This window comes from Kitasatospora sp. NPDC042419, assembly GCF_056437345.1.
This window is the reverse complement of sequence record NZ_JBWKAW010000045.1, coordinates 21,405-40,056: the sequence shown is the minus strand read 5'-3', so window position 1 is coordinate 40,056 and position 18,652 is coordinate 21,405. Positions and strand designations below refer to the sequence as shown.

The window sequence follows — 18,652 nt, the reverse complement described above, 5'->3', positions numbered from 1 at the left end:
CCGCCACGGACCCGGGCACCGATCCGGGCACCGACCCCGGCACGGACCCGGGGACGGGCCCCGGCACGGACCCGGGGACGGGCCCCGGCACCGACCCCGAGCCGGGGGGTGAGCCCGGCGGTCCGGGCACCGCCCCGGGGGACTCCGGCCCGACTCCCGAGCCGGAGCCGTCCGGGGACGGAGCGGCCGACCATGACCAGGGGCCGGCTGGCGCCGCTGACCGAGACGCCTCGAGCGCGCGGCACATCGCGGCACTCCAGCCGGTCACCGTTACCCCGGCGGCGGACAGCTCCCTGGCACACACGGGAGGCCAGCTCGACACCGGACTGGCATATGCGGCTGGCCTCATGGTCACGGCCGGCGCGGCTGCGGTCGGAGCGGGCGTCTACTCCCGCCGTCGGTCCCAGCAGGCGGATGGCACCGCTGCCTGACGCGAAACGGCCCGGCCGACGCATCGGCCGGGCCGCTCGCCTGTGGCGCACTTCCTCGGCACACCGCCAGAGCACCATCTCCCAGGAGCCCCCATGTCCCTTCCCGCGATCCTCGTCCTCGGGGCCGGGCCTGAAGCCGTGCACCGGCGCGTACTCGAATCCGCCGCCACAGACTTCTCGCTGCTGCTCATTGATCACAGGAACCCCACCTGGCAGCTCCCTTACCTCGACGGATGGGCTCCAGCTGACCTCCGGGACCCCGTAGACGTTTGCAGGGCCGTCGAGCAGCTGAGGCAGTTCTGGCCCATCACCGGCGTGGTCGCGTTCGACGAGTCCAGGGCCGCAGCTGCGTCCTGGGTCGCGGAGCGCCTCAGCCTCCCCGGCAACTCGCCCGTCGTGGTTGCAACCGCCAGCGACAAGGCGGCCACCCGTCAGTGCCTGGCCGCAGCAGAGGTGCCCTCCATCGCGTTCAACTGGGTCCACAGTCTGGAGTCAGCGGCCTCCGCAGCCGAGCGCCTCGGCTTTCCCGTTGTCCTCAGGCCAACGGGCTTCGCCGACGGAGCAGGCGTTGTGCGTGCCGACGGCATCACGGACCTGCCTCGCGCATGGGACATCGCCTGCGCCGGAGCGGCGCGCGATTTCGACGGACGCGGCGTCCTCGTCGAGGAACACGTCAAGGGCGACGAGTACACGGTTGTCACGGTCAGCGAACGAGGTGCTACCACCGTCGTCGCGGTGAGCCGGCGTACGCGCATCTTGGGACCCCATGCCCGGGAAGTCCGATGGAGTGTCACTGCGAACGACCCGCTCCTTGACGTCGTCACCCCGACGGCGGCCAGCGCCCTCGTGGCCATCGGGATCACCCACGGCATCGGCCGCGTGGAGATGACCCAGACGCTTTCCGGTCTCCGGGTCACTGAGGTGCAGGCGGTATACGGTGCGGACCAACTTGGCGAGCTCGTACGGCATGCGACGGGTGTCGATCTCGGGCGGGCAGCAATCGCCCTGGCCACGGGCCGCACCCCGCGACTGAGGGAGACCCGCGCCCGCACCGCCGCACTCGGGGTGATCTATCCACGGTCGACCGGCACTGTCAACGGACGCGGCCTCCGGTCAGGCGACAACTCCCGCCTGGCAAGGCTGACCTGGCAGTGTGAGCCCGGGGACGCAGTCACCGTCAGCCCGACCGTGGCGCAGCCGATCATCACCGAAGCAGGCTTCGCCCTGGTGAGCGCCGAGACCTCCCAGGAGGCACACCGGCACCTGGACGACGTCCTTGCCCGCGCGGTCGTCAAGGTCGGGCCCGCGCGAACGGGGGCAACGTGATCAGCCAGCCACCATCCAGCCCCGCGGTCCCGGGCACCGTCGATCTCACCGACCGCTTGGGCCGCCCCCACCCACAGCTCGGCGTCTTCCTGCCCGCCGGCTTCCCCTCACCTGGCACCGACACCATCGTCCTGAGGACCGCGGCCGCCTCGGGTGCTGAGGTCCTCGAGATCGGCGTACCTCACCACGAACCCCACCTCGACGGCGCACTGATTGCGGCTGCCTACCGGCAAGCGCTGCGTGACGGCGTCGACATCTGCTCCACACTGGGCAGTGTCGAACGTGCCGCGACCACCACCCAGGCATCGGTGGTCGTCATGACCTACTGGGAACCGGTGCGTTCCTACGGACCAGAGCGCTTCGTCCGTGACCTGGCAGCGGCAGGCGCTGCAGGCGCAATGGTGGTTGACCTGCCGGCCCACGAGGCCGACCTGTGGTCCGGTGCTGCCAGGGCTGCCGGACTGCACGCCCCGCACCTGCTCTCCCGCCCGGCAGACCGCAGCCACCTCCTGGACGTCGCCAAGAGGGCGACCGGATGGATCTACGTCCCCGCATCCGTAGCCCCCACCGGGCACACGGGACCGATCGACGCGCAGGCCCTGGCAACGCTCATCAGCCGTGTCCGGGCCGCTACTACAACACCGGTCGTCACGGGGATCGGAATCTCGACACCTCAGAAGGCCGCGAGCATCCGACACTTGGTTGACGGCGTCGTCATCGGAACACCTCTCCTTCGAACCATGACCGGAGTTGGCCTATCCGAAGGCCTGCGTACCAGTGGCTCACTGGTCGGCGACTTCGCGGCTGCCCTTGTCGGACCGGGACGCCCTCGATCCAACCGCGCCCTGTACCCGGTCCTGTCGGACCCACGTGATGAGATCCCTCAGCAGGCCTCGCCGGCCCCGACGCCACTCCAGGAGAACCGATGTCCTTGATGCCCCGCGCACGCCGGACCGAGACCGTTCCCGCCACGCGTCGCCAGCCTCCGACCTCTCCCAAACCCGACTTCCGCGCGATCTTCTTGGAACCCCGGTACACGGACCCGGACCTGATCGCCGAACTTCAGGAGGAATGGGAGGAGGAGGCGGCTACCCCCAGAACCGGAACCCGCGGTGCCCGAAGCCGCTCCCACTGAAGCCCAACCGGAAAGGAAACACCATGCCCCTCCCCACGCTGTCCCCCGAACAGCGAGCCGCCGCACTTCAGACAGCCCTCCAGTCCCGCAAGGAACGGGCCTTGATACTCGACGAACTCAAGCACGGGAAGCGCAGCCTCGCAGAGGTGCTGGAGGACACCTCGGACATCGTTGCCAAGATCAAAGCCAAGCGGCTCCTGCAGGCCCTTCCTGGCGTCGGGAAGGTGCGGGCCCAGGCGGTCATGCACGAACTCGCTATCGCCGAGAACCGCCGCGTCCAGGGCCTCGGTCTCCGACAGCGGGAGGGCCTGCTGGCCAGGTTCAACTGAAGGGCACGGCGCAGCAGCTTGCCGTCGATGCACGTTCGATCCGGCAGATCGACAGCCGTTCCTCAGGGCGATGACGCGAAAGGGCGACAGGAGTTCTCGAACTTCTGTCGCCCCCCGCATACGAAGGTCATGGCCAGCCCCTACTGTCTGACCTTTGCCCGGGCGGGTCAGCAGGTTCGTGACACGCGGGGAGGACCGGGCCGGCCGGAGTAGCTGGGCTTGACCGCCGCCAGAGGGCCATGTCGCCAGGAGATCGCTCGCTCGGCTCCGGCATCAACCCGGGCCCTGCCCCGGAAACTCACGACATGCTGTCCGCCGGCCTTGACGTCTCACGCGGGCAGGGCTTCCACCAGATCCGGGTGGCAAGGCGACAGGCGAGGTGAACGGTATCGGTCCCTTCCTCCCACAGCTCGTAGATGCCGCCGTCGGTGTAGACCACGTTCACGGTCGTGCCCTGAGCAGGAACGGCCGAGCGGGCACCGCCCTTGCCGCCGAACACGATCCGAAGCCCGTGGTTCGAGGCACGGACACCAGGTACCTCGCGCAGCTCGGTGTGCGACCACTGATCGGCGTCCGGCTCGGTGCTGTGGACGATCGTGCCCTTGTCAGCGAACAGGGTGACCCAGGTCGAACGCTCCTCGGGGCTGACACCGCGAAGTCCGACGAACACCCGCCAGGCCGGCATGGGTGTGCCTTCACGCTGGGCGGTCACCGTTTTGATGGGGCCGAGCAGGTGACCGGTTCGGATCACGTTGCGGCCGAAGGTGTTGACGCCGTCGACGGTGACGTGGTCGCCCTCGGCGAAAGAGGCGAGTATCTCGGGCAGTTCAGGCACAGGGGGTCCTTCGGGAGTACGGCATGTCGAGCTGGGATGGCCGAGCGGCCCGGCGGGTGTCCGGAACCGTCTGGCTTTCCGGTCTGGTCGGACGCAGGCCGGAGGCGAGCGTTGAGCACCAGGACTGCCTGGAGGTGGGGCAAGTCGCGCGGCGGTCGTGCCTCCCACCCAGGCGGGCGATCACCGGCCGGTGCCGGTGCGGAGCCGCAACAGGGGCGGACGCGAGTTTGGCCGCCGCCTGCGTCGCCATCTCGGTCAGCTCGGGAAGCTGTTCGACGGTGTCCGGGACACGGTGTGCCATCAGGATCGGTTCGTCCTCGATGACAGACAGCTCGACCCGGAGCATCCCCTTGAGCTCCTTGCGGACCTCGTCCTCAGGTACGTCCCACGCGCTGACGCCTCCGGTGGCCCGCCAGAGCTCAGCAGCCACGGCGGACGCCTGATCCCACAACGGTGCGGAGAAGCTTCGGTGGCCGGCCCGAGGCGCGCCCTGGGCGAGGAAACTGATGAGGGTCATCAGGACGTCGCCGCGGAAGGCGCGAGCGCGTGCACGCATCGTTGCCGGTGTCTCCTGGTCGAGCTGGCCGGACAGCTGGACGAGCAGCGACCGGCGCCAGGAGCCGAGGGCCCGGGCAGCTCGCGTGGCCAGGCGCTCGAGCTCTGTCATGACGCGGACGAGGGCGGCGAGGTACCGGGCGAGGGACCGATCCTTGCCGTGGACTTTCAGGCGGAACCCGCCGGGACCGCGAGGCTCACTGCCGCTCTTCGCCGGCGCGGCGTCAAGCCTCCAGGGGCTCCCCGCCGAGGGGGTGCGTGCCTCAACATCATGGATACGTGCGAGCTCGCTGGCGATGGCGTGATGCTGCCGGGCGCGTGCGCGGCGGGAGGCCGGAAAGATCAGTTCGGCAACGAAACGGCCAGGGCCGAACTCGTAGATGCGCTTGACCTTGACGTGGGTGTGAGGGGCCATGAGGAGTGTCCCTTTCGTGGGGGGCCAGGAACGCAGGGGAGAGCGGGGACGGCTGCGCCTTGGGAGAGGTACACAGGGTCATCCGGCATGCGCAGCTCCGTCGCGGGGGTTCAGGAACGTGGTGAAGTGGGCCTCGCGTGCTCGACGGGACCGGATCTTCCGGTGGATGGCGGCCTCTGCGGTGCGCAGGCGGTCCCGATCCCGGTTGAGTATGGTCCGGGTTTGCGGTGCGTTGGCCTTGGCCGCTGCGATGCGCAGGGCCTCCAGGTCGGGCCGGGACAAGAAGAGCGCGGCGAGGGCGCGCATGATGGCGGCCGCACGCTCGGCGGTGATCGTGGGCGCATGCACGGGAACGTCTGCCGTGTGGATGTCCGCGACGCTGGATTTCACCCAGCCGCCGATCATCTGCACTTGGTTGACGGCCGGCGCTCCGGCGCGTTCCTCAGTGGGCCGGCTTTGATCGAGAGGCACTCCCCAGCAGGCGTACAGGCCGCCAGGAACCGGTGAGAAGTCGTAGATGTTTGGTCCGAAGGTGACCAGGCCCATGCGGATCCGTGGCCCGGTGATCTCGTACACGACGCGCCCGGGCTGTCCGTTGACCTCGTACTCCCGCGCGAGGAACTCGCCGAGGTGTTGTCCGCTGAGGGTAACGGGGTGCAGGCGGACCGGCAGGTCCTGCAGTGGTCGGAGGGCGGGCTGGAACCGGCGTACGGCGCCGACGAGCTGGGAGCTGCTTTTGCGTACGGCTGCACGCTGCGCGCGGACCGCTGTCAGGTCGGCTTCCAGGACGGCGATCTTGCGTCGCTCGTGAGCGACGTGGTCGGCCGCGATCTGCCGGATGGCGGCCGCGACGAGAACCTCCCGGTCCGGCCGCCGCCACCAGTGCTCCACGAGTGCGGTGACCACGGCTTCGATCACCGCCCGTGCGCCGTCGGGGACCCGCCGGGTGGAGGAGTCACCGACAAGAACCCGCAGGCCGGTCGACGCCAGGTGAGTGTGGCGGCGCAGTGTCACCGGATCGAGGGCGTCGGTGGAGCCGTGGACTCTCACGCCGTTGACGACGGGTTCGTCGACGCGCGGCGTGTAGGTTCGCACCCGGCCGGGTCCGTTGCCGAGCTGCACGATCACGTTGCGGTCGGTGAGCGGGCCTTTGTGGGTGGTGACCGGAACCACGGTGAAGGAGCCTCTGAGCCGTCGGCCGGTGACGGTGTACCGGGTGCGGCCGTGTTCCAGGACGCTCGTCTCGACGGCAACGATCGGTGTTCGGGGGAGACGGACTTGGAGGTTGAGGATGGTGGGCGACGAGGGCATGGGCCTTCCGGTGCGAGGGGTCAGAGGGAGAGCCTGACACGCAGGTTCTCCCGGGCCGGCTCTACGGCGATGGCGATCTCATTCAGAAGGCTCGCGATTACCGTGTGGGTGAGGGCCGTGAGGTGGTCACGCCGGCGACCGCCGTGGTGGGTGACCAGCACGGTCAGTGACCAGGGCCCGTTGTCCTCGTCGTCCTCGGACTCCCACGGGAAGGTCACCGCGTCCGGCAGGGGCTCGAAACCCTGTGCACGGAAGTACTTGGCGACCTCGTCGCGGAGCTCCTCCCACAAGGAGTCGGGCACGGCGTAACGGCCGGGCTTCACATCCGCCAGGGGGCTTCCGTCGCGGTTCCGCCCGCACTGGGGGCACAACTCCTCAGACTTGGGCTGATAGGCGGGCTGAGCATGGTGGCTGCACTTCCACATCAGGCCGGCCGTGACGGCGGCCTCGCGGATGGCATCGGCACTCGCAGCGTCGGAGTGAGCGATGAGCTTCTCGAGGGTGCTCTGGGGCACAGGTGTCCTGTTCTTCTGATGCGGATCTCGAATTTCCCCCAGGGCGGCTCTTCGTTCCCCAGTCGGTTGCTGTCGGCAACTGGAGTCGGGGCCGCCCGCTCGTGGAGTGTGCGGGCCGCGCCGAGCGGTCAAGGGCGCCTTCGGCGGCGCTTCGCGCTGGGCTCTGCCCACCCTGGACAGCTCGCCCCGCCCCTGGACCTGTCTGGCTATCGGCCGGCCCCTCCGCTGTGGCGCCCGACCGCAGGTCAGCGCCCAGGGGGTGGGGAGTTTCGGCGAGCAGGTCTGTCCCACCCCCAAGCGCCGGGTGGGGAGATTCGTCGAGCCCCATCACTGGGGCCGTTGTTGCCGGTCGGGGCCGGCCGTCGGTGTGTCGGCGGCGGTTGATCTACGGGATCCGCTGGCGGTGGCGACCCGGTTCGACAAGCTCGCGGTTCGCTTCGAGGCAACCGTCCTCATCGCCGCGATCAACGAATGGCTGTGACCTGCCCGAAGTGTCAGCCCCGCGTGTCATTCTGGCCGCGATCAGATCAGCGGGTTGAGGGAGACAGGGCCGATGGGAGCTGCGTACTACCGGGCCGAGTGCGAGAGCGGTGACCACATCGAGGATCCGTCCGAGGATGCGCTGCTCATGCTGATCGACGACCTCAACGACTTGGACAACACCTTCGTCGTCATCCAGCCCGACGAGGACGATCCAGCCTGGTTCACCTCGGTCGCGGTCTTGGACGAAGGCGGCTACGAGGTCGTCCGCCGCGACACCACACGCCTCGAACACGACGTCGCCACCGAGACGAGCATCGATCAGATCGCCCGCGACCTCACGATCTGGATGGCCGCCCGCGACTTCCCCGGACGGCCCACACAGCACACCAGCAACTTCTAATACACGCCCCAGCCCGGTCGCCCCGTATGCCTGCCAGTCCTCCCACGAGAGCGCCTCGGCCTCGGTGAGGACCACGACAGCCTCCCGGGGGCTGTCGCGAACGCGGGGATGGTCAGCGCCCAGGCGGCAGTCTGTTCGAGGGTCTGCCTGCCGTCCAGGACCAGTCGCATCCCCCACAGGGCAGCGTCGATCCACGCCGGACCGCGCATCGCCCAAGCCCAGTCGATCATCCGGGCCGCTGCCCGGCCGTCAGCGGCCCGGCCCCGCTGCCGCGCTACTCGTGCGGCGGCGTGTCCGCGCTGTCCTCCTGCTCGATGCCGAGGGCCTGGGCGACCGTCTTGAACACCTCGGGGTCGACGGGCCTGGGGGAGTCGAACGGCCAGTCGATATCGACGATGGCATGGCGGTAGGGAATGTTGTGTGACTCGTTGGCGAGCAGGTCGAACAGGATGGGCGGCCTGCCCATTTCGGCGAGCAGGCGGGCGAGCTCCGGCCCTTCCGTACGTGTCTTCCCCTTGCCGCCGCGCCGGAGGTGCTTCTCGCCCATGAGCTGGCGCGCCAGGGCCTCGATGCCCGAGCCCTGGTCGGCGGCGCGCGGGGTGGTCAGGGCGCGGGCCTGTTCCGGGGTCATGCCGGTGGACGCGGCGAGGGCCCTCACGGTGGCGTCGGGCAGGCCGTGGCCGAGCTCGGCCACGCGCTTGGTCGCCGAGGCACCGGGCTCAAGGCCCAGGAGCTCCATGGCCCGGTGCTGCTGGACGCCGACAGCCGCGGCGACGCGCTTGACGTAGCCGTCGAGCTGCTCGCCGGCCTGGGGCGAAGGAGCGCCAGCGATCCGGGCCGGGAGGCCGGACTGCCGACCGGCGCGGGCGGCGACAGCGGCGCGGGCCTGGTCCAGGGTGATGCCGGGGTGCTCTCGCTTGTATGCGCGTACCGCGCGGTCCTGCTCCCGCTTACGGGGGTTGGTCATGACGTCTCACGTCCCTTTTGTCCGGCCTGCTGCCCCACACGCGCCGGCCGTCCAGGAGGAGGGCATGACGGGTTCGCTCGCGCGAGTCTCAGACGTCTGCGGTCCCCTTCGACGGTGTGGGCGTCGAGGTGGATGTGGACCGGGCGCGGCGCGGTTGCCCTTCGTGCGCCCATCATTGTAAGAGGTCAGTGCGCGCCGCGGCAGCCGTGGGTGGCGGGGTCTGGATGGCCGGGAGGCCGAACAGAGCGGCGGTCTGCACGGCGAACGTCCGAGGGAAGACGGGCCCAGGGGCGCCCGGCGGCGCCCCGGGGAGCTGTCATGTGGTGGCGTCCGGCGTGGGGTCGTCCTTCGCCTCGGCCGCCCGGATCTGGGCCATGGCGGTCCGCAGCTCCGCCTGGCCCCGGATGCGGACTCGGGTCCACTGCGCGTCGTCGTCGACGTCGGCGGGGATGCGCAGGATCTCGCCGCCCATGCGAGTGGCCGTGGTCATCAGGTGGTAGACGAACCCGCTACGGGTCTCTCCGGCCCCGATGTGGTCGGCCAGGTACCCGTACGAGCTGGACCTGTTGGGGTTGAAGCTGCGCCAGGTGTGCCCCGGCAGAGTCGGCGGCGCGATGTACGCGGCAGGCGGGGTGGTGGTCGTGGTCGACATGGTGGGTTCTCCTCAGTGAAGCTGTGGTGGGCAGGGACCCAGGAGCGCAGCGGTGAGGCGCCCCGGGCGTGTCGAGCGGTGACGGCGTACCTGGTCCGCGGATTGGTGACCTCCTCGCAGACGCTCCGGGCGGCGCTGCGCACGGTCCCCATGACCTCCTCGGCCTGGGCGGGCGTGAGCCGTTCCGCGTCCTTGCGGGGCCCTCCTCGGCCTCCACCACCGCGAACACGGCGGCGTAGATTTCCGCGGCCAAAAAGACATCCGCCCTTGACCCGGCGGGCAATCGGGCCCCTGGCGGGCCGCAGCGACCTTGCCGAGAAGGGGCCGTGGCGCGGCAGGGGGAGGGGGGTGCCGCGCCCCGGCGGTGGTCGACTCAGCGGGCGTCGTAGACCACGTCGTCGTTGACCGTGATGTGCAGGGGGACGGTGCCTCGCGGGCTGAGCAGGTCGGCCGGGATGTCGCCGGTGTCCGGGTGGACGGAGACGATGAACTGGCCGCGCTCGGCGTCGATGTACGCGTGCACCGCGAGCCCTCCCACCCGGAGCGCCTTGGTCCTGGCCCCGTCCTCGTCCTCGAGGTACGCCGCCCGGTTCAGCTCATGGGCGCGCTGCTCGGCCTGCGCTCCGGCCGGCTGTTCCGTGCCGCACTGGTAGGTGCCGTTCACGGCGGCGCACGTGCACGCGCCCTCGTTGCAGCAGTCGGTGTATCCGTCGTCGACCGCGTCGTAGTCGACCAGGTGGCCGCAGTCGGTGCAGTGTTGGACGGGCAGGAAGACCCGGTAGTCGGGCTCGACCAGATCGTCCCGGGTGTACTGGCGGCCCTCGGGGCGGAGGGCCTGGTCCCAGGTGATGACGTTCCCGCGGCCGCCGTACGCAGTGATGGTGCCGAACCGGCCGTCGGAGGTGCGCTGAACGCGGGTGTCCCAGGGCAGAATCGGGGTCGTGGCGGTGTTCATGAGTGCTGGTCCTTCTGTGAGAGCGGAAGGCGGAGCCAGGACGCACTGTGGGGCGCGCCCCGGCAGATGAGTCGGTCAGGAGTCGCCGAGGAACCGCTAGCGAGGGCCGGAAGGCGCAGAGGGGACAGCGGCCGCGAATGCGTGGCGCGAGGCGAGCTCAGCTCGGCAGCTTGTCGGAGACGACCATGCGGCCGTCACCGGCGAAGTGATCCTCCACGGTGAAGCGCTGCTCCAAGCGTTCCCGGACGGCGTTCAGTTTCCTCTTTCGGAGCGAACCGTCAGAGCGCCACGTCGCGTGGCTCTCCACGTAGTCCACGACCACGCCGAGCGTGTGCGAGGTTCGGACCTGGACGCCTTCGGACCAGCGCTGCCCGGAGCGGCGCCCGGTGGAGGTCCGGCTCAGGCTGAATTCCTTGCCGAGGTAGTTGCGGACGGTGGAGTAGGTGGCCTTGGCCATGAGGGGTTCCTTCCCTCCCGGAGAACTCTTAAGAGTGTATAACAAGGTAGCGCTATCTGCAATTATTAAGAGTTCAAGGTGTACCCCGCGCTTCGGCCGATGCCGTGGCCGCAGAGCCGCACCGGCGCCATGGGGTCGCCCGGGGAGCGGCAGGGTCCCCGCGGCTGCGCTGTGATGGAGTGCTTCTCTCCTGCTGCCTGGGGCATTTGCCTCCTTCCGGAGGGCGAGCGCGACAGCTGTCGGGGCGCGGCGTCGGGCCGAGCGCTTGCCGGGTGTGCAGGAGGTTGTCGTGGCCGGCGCGGTCACCGAGTGTGACGTGGAGCTCGTGCGCGTGGAGTGCGCGAGTGACTTCGGAGACCCATTCACGCTTCGCGAGGCCCTGATGTTCGTGCTCCGTGACGCGGTTGCTGGAGTCAGGGCCAAGGTCGAGGCCCTCGTTGAGCGCCTCGACCGGATCGATTGCGCATACCTGCGGACCCGCTGAACCTCAGCGGATGCCGCGCCCACTTGGCGCGCAGGTCCGCCTGGCGGGCCTCAGGCGAGTTTCGAGCGTCTCGCGGGCCGTGGGCTGGGCGGTGGCCGTCCGGCAGTCCGGGCGCGGCGCGGAAGGACCTCTTCGCGTCATCACGAGTCACGAAGTCACCGTCACCGGCCTGGAATCCGCTGATGGCTACGCGCAGGCTCATCTGTCGTGGGCATCCCTGCCGCCCGGGTTGAGCGACCCTACGCGGGCCTTCGCCGTCCGACAGTCACGGCCTGACCCAGACGCCATAAGGAGAGGGAACTTGGACGCACACGAGAAGCTCGCGGCAGCGCTGGACCACCTCGGCGAACATGAGCGCACGGCACTGGTGAACGGCTACCGCAACGCGGTTCTCGACGAGGCTGCGAACGTCCTCGACGACACCGACGACAACAGGTGTGGGATGGCCGACTGCTGCGGCCTTCATGCAGAGGACTTCGCGGAGATCGTCCTTGCGATGCGTGCTGTGTAAGGGGCCATGGGTGGTGGCGGGCTCTGGTGGCATCCGTGCTCAGCCCGTGTGGCGGGGGGTCTCTGTCGGGTCTCTTGTGTTGGGTTGTGGATGTTGGTGGGGGTTCGTTTCGCCGTGTGCTGGCTGGGGTCGGCGCCGGCGTGCGTGCGCGGCGGCTTGAACTCCCGGCGTCAGGCGGCGTTCTGAGGTGCAGTGCGCCTGGGGCGCTGCCTGTGTGGCGTCCGTGCCTCGGTGGATGGTTCGGTTCGGGGTGGGGTGGGTGGGGGCTTCGGGGGTGTTGGTGGTGTGTGGCGGGCTTGCCGGGGTGGTGGTCTGCCGGGCGGCTGGGGGTGGGGTGTGCGGGGGTGGGTAATCCATTCCTCTTAATTCTTGCGTAACGTGGTGATGGTGATGTAGTCTTTAAGTGTCACCGGGGGTTCGGGATGGCGGGTCGTGAGGCTGATGTCGTCCTGCCCGGTGGCGATCGGACCTGCCCGGTTGATCCCCGGTGCGGGTTGAAGGAGGGAAAGCGCGCCCTCTGGAGCTCGTGGTGTCAGCAGCACGCCCCCGGTGAGGGGGAGGAGCGGGGAGCAGTACCCGCACGACGTGTCGGTGGGGAGGTGAAGCGCCCCCAGCGGATCTGGCCTGGCCGACACGCGCCGCTCGCGGTTCCTGGGGAGGGACCGCGAGTGGCCCGGCCGCCGGTCGGGAAGGTGATGGGCAAGCCCCCCTTCACGGGGGCCCTACCTGATCCGGTCCCTTCCGGCGTCCGGAAAGTCCTTGTGGAGCAGTCTGGTTAGCTCGCCCCGTTGTTGCGGGGAGGCCGCGGGTTCGAATCCCGTCGAGGTCACTGGCGGCGCCCCTGTCATCCCCCCCGTCGGGGGTGCCGCTCTCAGCTTTCCGTCCCTGCGCGCTCCCCACGGCGCGCAGAGGTGATGGCTCCCACCCCCCACCAGGAGCGCGATCGCCGAACCCACCGCCGCCGTCCGGGCCCCAGCCCCGGGCGGCGGCGGTGCTCCCACACCTCGCCACCAGCCCCTTTCCCCAGCACGTGCCCTGGAGCGCCCCGTGATGCAGGTTTTCGTTCCCGCTCTGCCCTGTACCAGGGTGCCCGCCTACTGCACCCTCGCCGACGCCCACAGTCCGCACGACTGGAGCATGTCGGACAACTGTCCGGAGGTGCTGCACTGCTACGGCCGCAGCGTCACGCCCGAGGGGCGGAAGGTCGGCTGGCCCGGTGGTACCGCGGAGCCCGTGTCGGGCCTCATGGATGTCTGCCAGAACCACCCTTCCGTCATCGACCAGGAGCCGGCATGACCACGATCTCCGCACGCAGGACACTCAGCGCGAGCGGCGGCACGTCGTGGGAGCGTCTCATCGACGGGGTCCGCTACTGGTTCGACGCCACCGCGTACTCCGTCAAGGTCTTCCGTCTCAACCATGAGGGTGGCGACCTGGTCCACCACTGGCGGGACACGCCTCAGGTGACCGGCCCATACGACCGCGCCGACTCCGCGACGCGCCCGAAGCCGGGCGAGGTGGCGTGGACGCGTCACTGGGACCCGCGGAACACCGGCCGGATGTACTGGACCGCCTGTCGCGTCTGCGGCGACGTGGTGGAGGTGACAGACCAGCAGCTGATCGCGCGGCACGGCACCGGCTACGGAGCGCGCACGTGCGACGGAACCGGCACCGCCGCCACCTTGAAGGCCGCGCTCGTACGGGAGGCCGGCTTCTGCCCGCGGGAGGAGAAAGTCCGCGCCGCCGTCGACCGCTGGCTGATGAGCTGCAAGGGGTCCCAGACCCTGTCCGACGGCAGTACCGAGTTCTGCCACCACCCGCTGTGCGGGCGGAACCTGGACGCGGGACTGCGCTGGACGCTCTCGGGCTGGAAGAAGCACTGACCCCTCCACCTCCGTGCGCGCTGTCCCTCTGCGCAGAGGCGACGGATTCTCAGGGAGCGCGATCACCGAACGCCGCCGCCCGGGCCTGCCCCGGGCGGCGGCGCTTCGTTCGGCACTCGCCGTCCCAGCCCTGTCTGCCTGTGGTGTCCCCTGCTGGCCTGCGTGTTTGCGGGTCGTGCCGGTCGTTCGCGGTGTCCTCCGGCTGCGGTCGGTCGCCTCTCTGGGCGGCTCCGGCGGCGCTCTCGGTCGGTGGCCGTTCGGCGTCACCCTGAACTCCGCACGGCCCGTGCCCTTTCCTGCGCACGTGTTCGCGTTTCCCGGTGGCGCCCGGGCCGTTGGACGGTATGGGCCTTGGCGTCATGAAGGTGCCGGCCGTGGGTGGAGGAGAGAGGTTCGTATGGGCGTAGCGCAGGCGGAAGAGCTCGCGGATCCGGTGGAGGCAGAGGGGGAGCGGTACCGGCGGGTGCTCCTGACGCACCTGACGAGCTGGGTGCAGGAGGCCACGGAGGTGGTGACGGACCCGGCCCGGTGTGACAGCGCGAGCCTGGAGGCGGCGCTGAGCGAGGTCAACGGGGTTGTCTTCGAGATCGAGATGGAGAGCGATCGCAGGCCGTTGGGCCTGGAGGCCGGGCAGCTCCTCATGGCAGCGGAGCTGATGATGCGCCGGGCCATGGGATATGCCGGCCGTGACGCGAAGGCGCAGATGCGATGTTCGCGGGCGGCGGCGGAGCTGCTGAACGAGGCGTACGAGGCCTTCAAGACCCGCGACGAGGACTGACCTGCCCGCGCTGTTGTGCCGCCGCCTCCGCAGTGGTGTTCGCCGCCTGGCGGCTGGGGTTGTCCGGTTCCGGTCCGGGCGCCAGCCCGCGGGCCCTACGGTGCTGCGGTGAGCATCGAGATGCCGCCGGTCGGCGGGGACGCACTGCCGGAGATCGACGAGGTGCTGGCCGGGGCCCTGACTGCGCAGGGCGAGCCGGGTGTACGGGCCTTGGGCCTGCTTCTCGACGCGCGCAGGATCCTGGCCGGTGACTTCCTGCAGCGGCCCGCCGAGGTCGCGGAGTCCTGCCTGCGGGGCGCCGCGGACGCCCTGCTGAGTCTGCCGGGCGCACCGGATGCGATGGGCCTGAAGTCCGCGGCCGTGGGCCTGCTGGACGCGGTCGACGCCCTCCCCGTTGCGGGCCTGCCCGCCGCCGAGCTCGCCGGTGCGCCTGCCGACGAGCCCGTCACCGCCGCAGGCGACCCGGTGGCGGGCGGGGAGAAGGACGTTGCCGGCTGCGCGCTGGCCGGCGAACGCACGCAACCCGCCGCCGCGCCGCCGGTACCCTCCGGCCCGCCTGCGGATAGGTCCGCCGACGCGGCTGCGGGCGCCGTACACGCGAGGCGAATGACGCGGGTGCGTCAGGCGGCGGAAGTGCTGCGCGGGCAGCTGGTGCGGCCGGGCGGCTTCCACCGGGCGCGGGCGGCGGGGATCGCCGAGCGTCTGATGGGCGTCGCGCTGGGCAGCACGCAGGAACGGGCCCTGGACGTGTGGGGCGAGGTGTACGGGTTGACCTCGGGAACCCTGCACGGCGCCGGAGCCGATCCGGCCCGCACGGCCGCCCTCTACGAACAGGTTCTCGCCGCCGCCCGGGACCTGCTGGTGCCGCTGCCCGGCCGCGCCAAGCGGGTCCTGGAACTTGCCGCTCTCACCGGCCCGGGTGAGAAGGAGGCGCGGGAGCTGGCCGGCTGGGTGGACCCGCGCGCCGAGGCGTACTTCTTCCGCTCGGGCCCGGCCCCGGCCTGGCTGGACGTCCTGGACGAGCACGTGCCGCACCTGCTGCTCGCCGACGAGACGACCGGTACGTGGCCGGCCGCCCCGTTCCTCGAGCACCTGGCCGCCGCCGCGCCGCAGGCCGCCCGGCCGTGGCTGGCCGGGCACGCCGTCCAGCTCGCCGCCGCCGGCCCGAACGCGCTGATCGCGCTGCTGAGCCCGGACTTGGCCGGCGCCCTCACCCCCGCCGGCGTCCGGTCCCTGCTCCCGTACGTCCTGGTTCCGGCCCCGGCCGGGGAACCGACCGAACAGGCGGGCTGGCCGCGCGGGCTGACGGCCCGCTGGGCGGGCACTCTCCCGATGGCTGTGCGTGACGGGGACTGGGTGTTCGTCGTCGAGGGGCTCTTGAAGGACGTCGTGGACTCAGGCTTCCTGGCCTTTCAGGCCATGCTGAAGCGCGGTCATCTCGCCCAAGAACCGGCCCCGGATGGCGCCGGCCGCCAGGAGGCGCGCGCCGAGCTGGAGGCGGAGAACGCGATCAAGCAGACATGGGCTGTGCTCCTGCCCGAGCAGGACGTCATCGCCCTGCTGCGGGAGCTGGTGGCGACCGTCCACCGCCCGGGTCTGGGGCCGTTTGGCTGGGCCCGCGCGGTCCGGGGCGCGCTGGCGGGCCTGCTGCGCCGCAACATCGAGGCGGCCGGTCACACGGCCTTCGCCACCGTCGACCTGGACGAGGTCCGTCTCCGGGGCGAGGAAGTCCCCTTCCAGAGCATGGTCCTGGGCCCGTTTCTCGGCCCGTTCCTGGCCCGGGCGGTCCTGGACCTCGCCGCGGCGGACGCCGCGGCCGGTGTCCCCCTGCCCGAGCGGACGCGGGCATGGCCGCGGATCGCCGCTGCGGACGCGCACCTGCACGACCGGCTGCTCGCCTCCCACCTGGCCGCGCACCCACCCGCCGGCACCGGCACCGCGGGCGCGGCGGAGTGGTGGGACCGGGCGGTCGAGGTCACCGCGCGGCTGCTGGCCGTCCGCCCGACGCCGGAAGGCGCCCGGCTGGCCGCCCGGGTGCTCGAGGACTGCCCGCCCGAGCGGGCCGACGGCCTGGAACAGCGGGCGCGAGCGGAGCTCGGCCCGGCCCCGTCCGCCGCCGAGGTCGACAAGGCCCTGCCCGCCGGCACCGGCCAGGCCGACGGCACCGCGGAGCCGCCCGCGTCCTGGCTACGGGTGCGGGACTGGTCGCCGGTCCTGCCCGCGCCGCTGCTCACCGGCTTCGCCCCGTTGCTCACCGCGCTGCGCCGCCTTCAGCCGGCCGGACCTGCCGACCCGCGCGCCGTGGAGCGCCCCGCGCGGTTCAAGGACACCGTCGCGCTGGGGCAGGAGGACCTGCGCGAGCTGACCGCCGCGGCGGGCCCGCTCGCGGCCGCCGACGCCCTCGCCGCCGCTCCTGATGCGGGCGCCGACGGCTACGCCCGCGTCCTGCAGCGCCTCGTGGGAGCCGACCCCGGCGCATGGACCGCCGACGTGCCCGCTGTCCTCGCGGCCCTGGCCCGGCCGGAGCTCGGCGCGTTCTATCTCGCCGCGGCGGCCGACGCCGCCACCGGGAACCGGGCCGGCGTCCTCCCCGCCGGCCCGGTTCCGGCCGCCCTCGCCGCCCTCACCCTGCGCCGAGCCCTGCCCGTCCCCGCGACCAGCCAACAACCCTCCGCCGCAGTGGTGTACGCCGACCGGGCCCTGTTCGATCTGCTGAACGTCGTGTGGCGCACCGGTGCCGACCTCGCCGGCGACCTGCCGGCCGTCCTGGACCACCTGCGTGCGCTCACCGAGCCCCTCACCCGCCCTGCCGCACCGCCACCGCCCGCGGACAGCCCGGACACCCCCGCCACCGACTTCGCGCACGCGAGCCCCGCCGACGATCGCGCGTGCGGGGAGGAGCTGCCCGGTGACCTGCCGGACTCACACCCGGCGGTGCGCGCACTGGACTGCCTGCTCGAGTACGCCGTCAGCCGGGCCCCCGCGGACGGCGAGATGCCCAGCGACGTCCTGCACCTGCTCGCCGGCATCCTTGCCGCCCGCCCGGGCGACGAAGCGGTCGCCGAGGCGATCGCCGCGCGGCTGCCGGTCCTTCACCGCCGCGCCCCCGCCTTCACCGCCGCTCACCCCGAGCTGTACGCGCTCGACCCCCACCGGCCCTCGCCGGCCGCCGCGTGGCTGAGCCGACCTGGTCGCCTCGACCCGCTGCTGCTCGCCGCCCTGGACCGCAGCCAGCTTCTGGCCGCAGTGCGCGAGGGAATGCCCGCTGCGGCCACGCGTGTGGCGTTCGCGCTGCTGGACGGCCACCGCGACCTGCTCGGCGATCCCGCGACCGCCTGGCGCGAGTTGGCCGCCGACCCGGGCGGCGCCGCGGCGGCCTCCCGCCTGCTCATGCCGCTCGCCCTGGGATCGCGCGGGCGCCCAGGCCCCGGCGATGCCGCACCGGACCCGGTCGCCCGCGCCGCCGTGGACGCCGCGCACGTGTGGTGGACAGCCGCGCTCGACGCCGGCCTGCCGCCCGGCTCTCTCGCCGACGCCGGCTACTTCGCCGACCTCGCCCTTCCGGACGCCGTGTGGCTGCCCCTGGCCCGGCGCAGCGCCGAGCACACCCCGGCCCAGACCGAAGCCGGCGACGTCGCCGCCCGCGCCGCCGGCCACCCGCGCAACCCCGACGCCCTGCTCCTGGCCACACACCTGCTCACCCGCCCCGCCCCCGCCCCCGAGTACGACGCCGACGTCCGCCGGCATGCCCGGGCCCTGCTCCAGGCCGCCGTCGCCCTGCCCGCGGCCGAGCGCCCCGCCCAGACGGAACAGCTGCGCCTGGCCCTGGTCGAAGCCGGCGAGGTGGACCTCGCCCAGACGATGCCGGCCGGAGGCGCCCCTCGGTCGGGAATGGTCGGGGGATGACCGATGAGCACCCCTCCAGCCCGACGCCCGATCCGGCGCCGGGCCCCGGCGGCCCGGACGAACCGCACACGCTGACCGCGCCGCGCCGACTCGTCGTGGAGGACGCCATGTTCTGCGCTCCCGGGCTGCCGGGGACGTTCCGGCTGCAGCTGTTCACCGCTCCCGGAACGCGCCCGGTCGCGGTGGCGACGCAGATCGGCGACGAGGAGAGGATGGGGCTGATGAACGGGGTGGAGAGGTACGCGGGCGCGGTGTGGGAGCGGCGTTCGGCTGCGGGACGTTGGTCCGGTTGTGCATCGTGGCCGGTGGGCGGGTGGTGACGGG

The 18,652-nt window shown here is 71.6% G+C and carries 19 protein-coding genes and 1 tRNA gene; 12 read left to right on the top strand and 8 right to left on the bottom strand.

The window, feature by feature from the left end; all coding sequences use genetic code 11:
• The first annotated feature begins 524 nt into the window (after positions 1-524).
• The 3 genes from AC067J_RS41095 to mihF all read left to right on the top strand — a co-directional run bounded on the left by AC067J_RS41095 (position 525) and on the right by mihF (position 3,221).
• The gene (locus AC067J_RS41095) at positions 525-1,757 is read left to right on the top strand and encodes an ATP-grasp domain-containing protein (RefSeq protein WP_478307927.1); all 1,233 of its coding nucleotides are present in this window, start codon (positions 525-527) and stop codon (positions 1,755-1,757) included.
• Complete coding sequence (trpA, locus tag AC067J_RS41090) at positions 1,754-2,692, top strand: tryptophan synthase subunit alpha (protein ID WP_478307926.1); 939 nt, start codon at positions 1,754-1,756, stop codon at positions 2,690-2,692. The genes AC067J_RS41095 and trpA overlap by 4 nt, the downstream gene beginning before the upstream one ends.
• 223 nt (positions 2,693-2,915) lie before the next feature.
• Complete coding sequence (mihF, locus tag AC067J_RS41085) at positions 2,916-3,221, top strand: integration host factor, actinobacterial type (protein WP_478307925.1); 306 nt, start codon at positions 2,916-2,918, stop codon at positions 3,219-3,221.
• A gap of 298 nt (positions 3,222-3,519) precedes the next feature.
• Here mihF and AC067J_RS41080 read toward each other — a convergent pair whose 3' ends face one another.
• From AC067J_RS41080 to AC067J_RS41065, 4 genes are all read right to left on the bottom strand, one after another.
• Positions 3,520-4,056, bottom strand: coding sequence for a hypothetical protein (locus AC067J_RS41080; RefSeq protein ID WP_478307924.1), 537 nt, complete (start codon positions 4,054-4,056; stop codon positions 3,520-3,522).
• A complete protein-coding gene (locus AC067J_RS41075) occupies positions 4,049-5,026 on the bottom strand; it encodes a hypothetical protein (protein WP_478307923.1) in 978 nt (325 codons plus the stop codon). Before AC067J_RS41075 ends, AC067J_RS41080 begins: the two co-directional genes overlap by 8 nt.
• Positions 5,027-5,104: 78 nt before the next feature.
• Positions 5,105-6,337 carry a hypothetical protein gene (locus tag AC067J_RS41070; protein ID WP_478307922.1) on the bottom strand — a complete coding sequence of 411 codons (1,233 nt, stop codon included), beginning with the start codon at positions 6,335-6,337 and terminating at the stop codon, positions 5,105-5,107.
• 20 nt (positions 6,338-6,357) lie between these two features.
• Positions 6,358-6,852 (bottom strand): hypothetical protein, encoded by a 495-nt coding sequence (locus AC067J_RS41065; protein ID WP_478307921.1) that lies wholly within the window; start codon positions 6,850-6,852, stop codon positions 6,358-6,360.
• Between the two features lie 553 nt (positions 6,853-7,405).
• Between AC067J_RS41065 and AC067J_RS41060 the strand changes: the two genes are divergently transcribed.
• The gene (locus AC067J_RS41060; RefSeq protein ID WP_478307920.1) at positions 7,406-7,735 is read left to right on the top strand and encodes a hypothetical protein; all 330 of its coding nucleotides are present in this window, start codon (positions 7,406-7,408) and stop codon (positions 7,733-7,735) included.
• A 274-nt stretch (positions 7,736-8,009) separates the two neighbouring features.
• On the opposite strand, the gene AC067J_RS41055 is transcribed toward AC067J_RS41060, so the two are convergent.
• The 4 genes from AC067J_RS41055 to AC067J_RS41040 all read right to left on the bottom strand — a co-directional run bounded on the left by AC067J_RS41055 (position 8,010) and on the right by AC067J_RS41040 (position 10,766).
• Positions 8,010-8,702 carry a TniQ family protein gene (locus tag AC067J_RS41055; RefSeq protein ID WP_478307919.1) on the bottom strand — a complete coding sequence of 231 codons (693 nt, stop codon included), beginning with the start codon at positions 8,700-8,702 and terminating at the stop codon, positions 8,010-8,012.
• Between the two features lie 316 nt (positions 8,703-9,018).
• Positions 9,019-9,354 (bottom strand): hypothetical protein, encoded by a 336-nt coding sequence (locus AC067J_RS41050; RefSeq protein ID WP_478307918.1) that lies wholly within the window; start codon positions 9,352-9,354, stop codon positions 9,019-9,021.
• A gap of 373 nt (positions 9,355-9,727) precedes the next feature.
• Positions 9,728-10,309, bottom strand: a complete 582-nt coding sequence (locus AC067J_RS41045; protein WP_478307917.1) for a hypothetical protein — start codon at positions 10,307-10,309, stop codon at positions 9,728-9,730.
• 157 nt (positions 10,310-10,466) lie between these two features.
• Complete coding sequence (locus tag AC067J_RS41040) at positions 10,467-10,766, bottom strand: hypothetical protein (protein ID WP_478307916.1); 300 nt, start codon at positions 10,764-10,766, stop codon at positions 10,467-10,469.
• A 289-nt stretch (positions 10,767-11,055) separates the two neighbouring features.
• Between AC067J_RS41040 and AC067J_RS41035 the strand changes: the two genes are divergently transcribed.
• The 8 genes from AC067J_RS41035 to AC067J_RS41000 all read left to right on the top strand — a co-directional run bounded on the left by AC067J_RS41035 (position 11,056) and on the right by AC067J_RS41000 (position 18,648).
• On the top strand, positions 11,056-11,250 hold the full coding sequence (locus AC067J_RS41035) for a hypothetical protein (protein WP_478307915.1): 195 nt from the start codon (positions 11,056-11,058) through the stop codon (positions 11,248-11,250).
• 301 nt (positions 11,251-11,551) lie between these two features.
• The gene (locus tag AC067J_RS41030) at positions 11,552-11,761 is read left to right on the top strand and encodes a hypothetical protein (RefSeq protein WP_478307914.1); all 210 of its coding nucleotides are present in this window, start codon (positions 11,552-11,554) and stop codon (positions 11,759-11,761) included.
• A gap of 755 nt (positions 11,762-12,516) precedes the next feature.
• Positions 12,517-12,590, top strand: a tRNA-OTHER gene (locus AC067J_RS41025).
• Positions 12,591-12,811: 221 nt separating this feature from the next.
• Positions 12,812-13,057, top strand: coding sequence for a hypothetical protein (locus AC067J_RS41020; protein ID WP_478307913.1), 246 nt, complete (start codon positions 12,812-12,814; stop codon positions 13,055-13,057).
• Positions 13,054-13,644, top strand: a complete 591-nt coding sequence (locus AC067J_RS41015) for a hypothetical protein (protein WP_478307912.1) — start codon at positions 13,054-13,056, stop codon at positions 13,642-13,644. The genes AC067J_RS41020 and AC067J_RS41015 overlap by 4 nt, the downstream gene beginning before the upstream one ends.
• A gap of 397 nt (positions 13,645-14,041) precedes the next feature.
• Positions 14,042-14,422, top strand: a complete 381-nt coding sequence (locus AC067J_RS41010) for a hypothetical protein (protein WP_478307911.1) — start codon at positions 14,042-14,044, stop codon at positions 14,420-14,422.
• A gap of 108 nt (positions 14,423-14,530) precedes the next feature.
• Positions 14,531-18,328: a hypothetical protein gene (locus tag AC067J_RS41005; protein ID WP_478307910.1), complete on the top strand. Its 3,798-nt coding sequence runs from the start codon at positions 14,531-14,533 to the stop codon at positions 18,326-18,328.
• Entirely contained in the window at positions 18,325-18,648 is a 324-nt protein-coding gene (locus tag AC067J_RS41000) for a hypothetical protein (protein WP_478307909.1), read from the top strand. The genes AC067J_RS41005 and AC067J_RS41000 overlap by 4 nt, the downstream gene beginning before the upstream one ends.
• Positions 18,649-18,652: the final 4 nt, after the last annotated feature.

Bases quoted from the DNA above. Each gene is read 5' to 3' on its own strand.
- AC067J_RS41095 (WP_478307927.1), top strand. From the start codon at position 525: ATGTCCCTTCCCGCGATCCTCGTCCTCGGGGCCGGGCCTGAAGCCGTG.
- mihF (WP_478307925.1), top strand. From the start codon at position 2,916: ATGCCCCTCCCCACGCTGTCCCCCGAACAGCGAGCCGCCGCACTTCAG.
- AC067J_RS41075 (WP_478307923.1), bottom strand. From the start codon at position 5,026: ATGGCCCCTCACACCCACGTCAAGGTCAAGCGCATCTACGAGTTCGGC.
- AC067J_RS41070 (WP_478307922.1), bottom strand. From the start codon at position 6,337: ATGCCCTCGTCGCCCACCATCCTCAACCTCCAAGTCCGTCTCCCCCGA.
- AC067J_RS41060 (WP_478307920.1), top strand. From the start codon at position 7,406: ATGGGAGCTGCGTACTACCGGGCCGAGTGCGAGAGCGGTGACCACATC.
- AC067J_RS41055 (WP_478307919.1), bottom strand. From the start codon at position 8,702: ATGACCAACCCCCGTAAGCGGGAGCAGGACCGCGCGGTACGCGCATAC.
- AC067J_RS41050 (WP_478307918.1), bottom strand. From the start codon at position 9,354: ATGTCGACCACGACCACCACCCCGCCTGCCGCGTACATCGCGCCGCCG.
- AC067J_RS41045 (WP_478307917.1), bottom strand. From the start codon at position 10,309: ATGAACACCGCCACGACCCCGATTCTGCCCTGGGACACCCGCGTTCAG.
- AC067J_RS41040 (WP_478307916.1), bottom strand. From the start codon at position 10,766: ATGGCCAAGGCCACCTACTCCACCGTCCGCAACTACCTCGGCAAGGAA.
- AC067J_RS41020 (WP_478307913.1), top strand. From the start codon at position 12,812: ATGCAGGTTTTCGTTCCCGCTCTGCCCTGTACCAGGGTGCCCGCCTAC.
- AC067J_RS41015 (WP_478307912.1), top strand. From the start codon at position 13,054: ATGACCACGATCTCCGCACGCAGGACACTCAGCGCGAGCGGCGGCACG.
- AC067J_RS41010 (WP_478307911.1), top strand. From the start codon at position 14,042: ATGGGCGTAGCGCAGGCGGAAGAGCTCGCGGATCCGGTGGAGGCAGAG.
- AC067J_RS41000 (WP_478307909.1), top strand. From the start codon at position 18,325: ATGACCGATGAGCACCCCTCCAGCCCGACGCCCGATCCGGCGCCGGGC.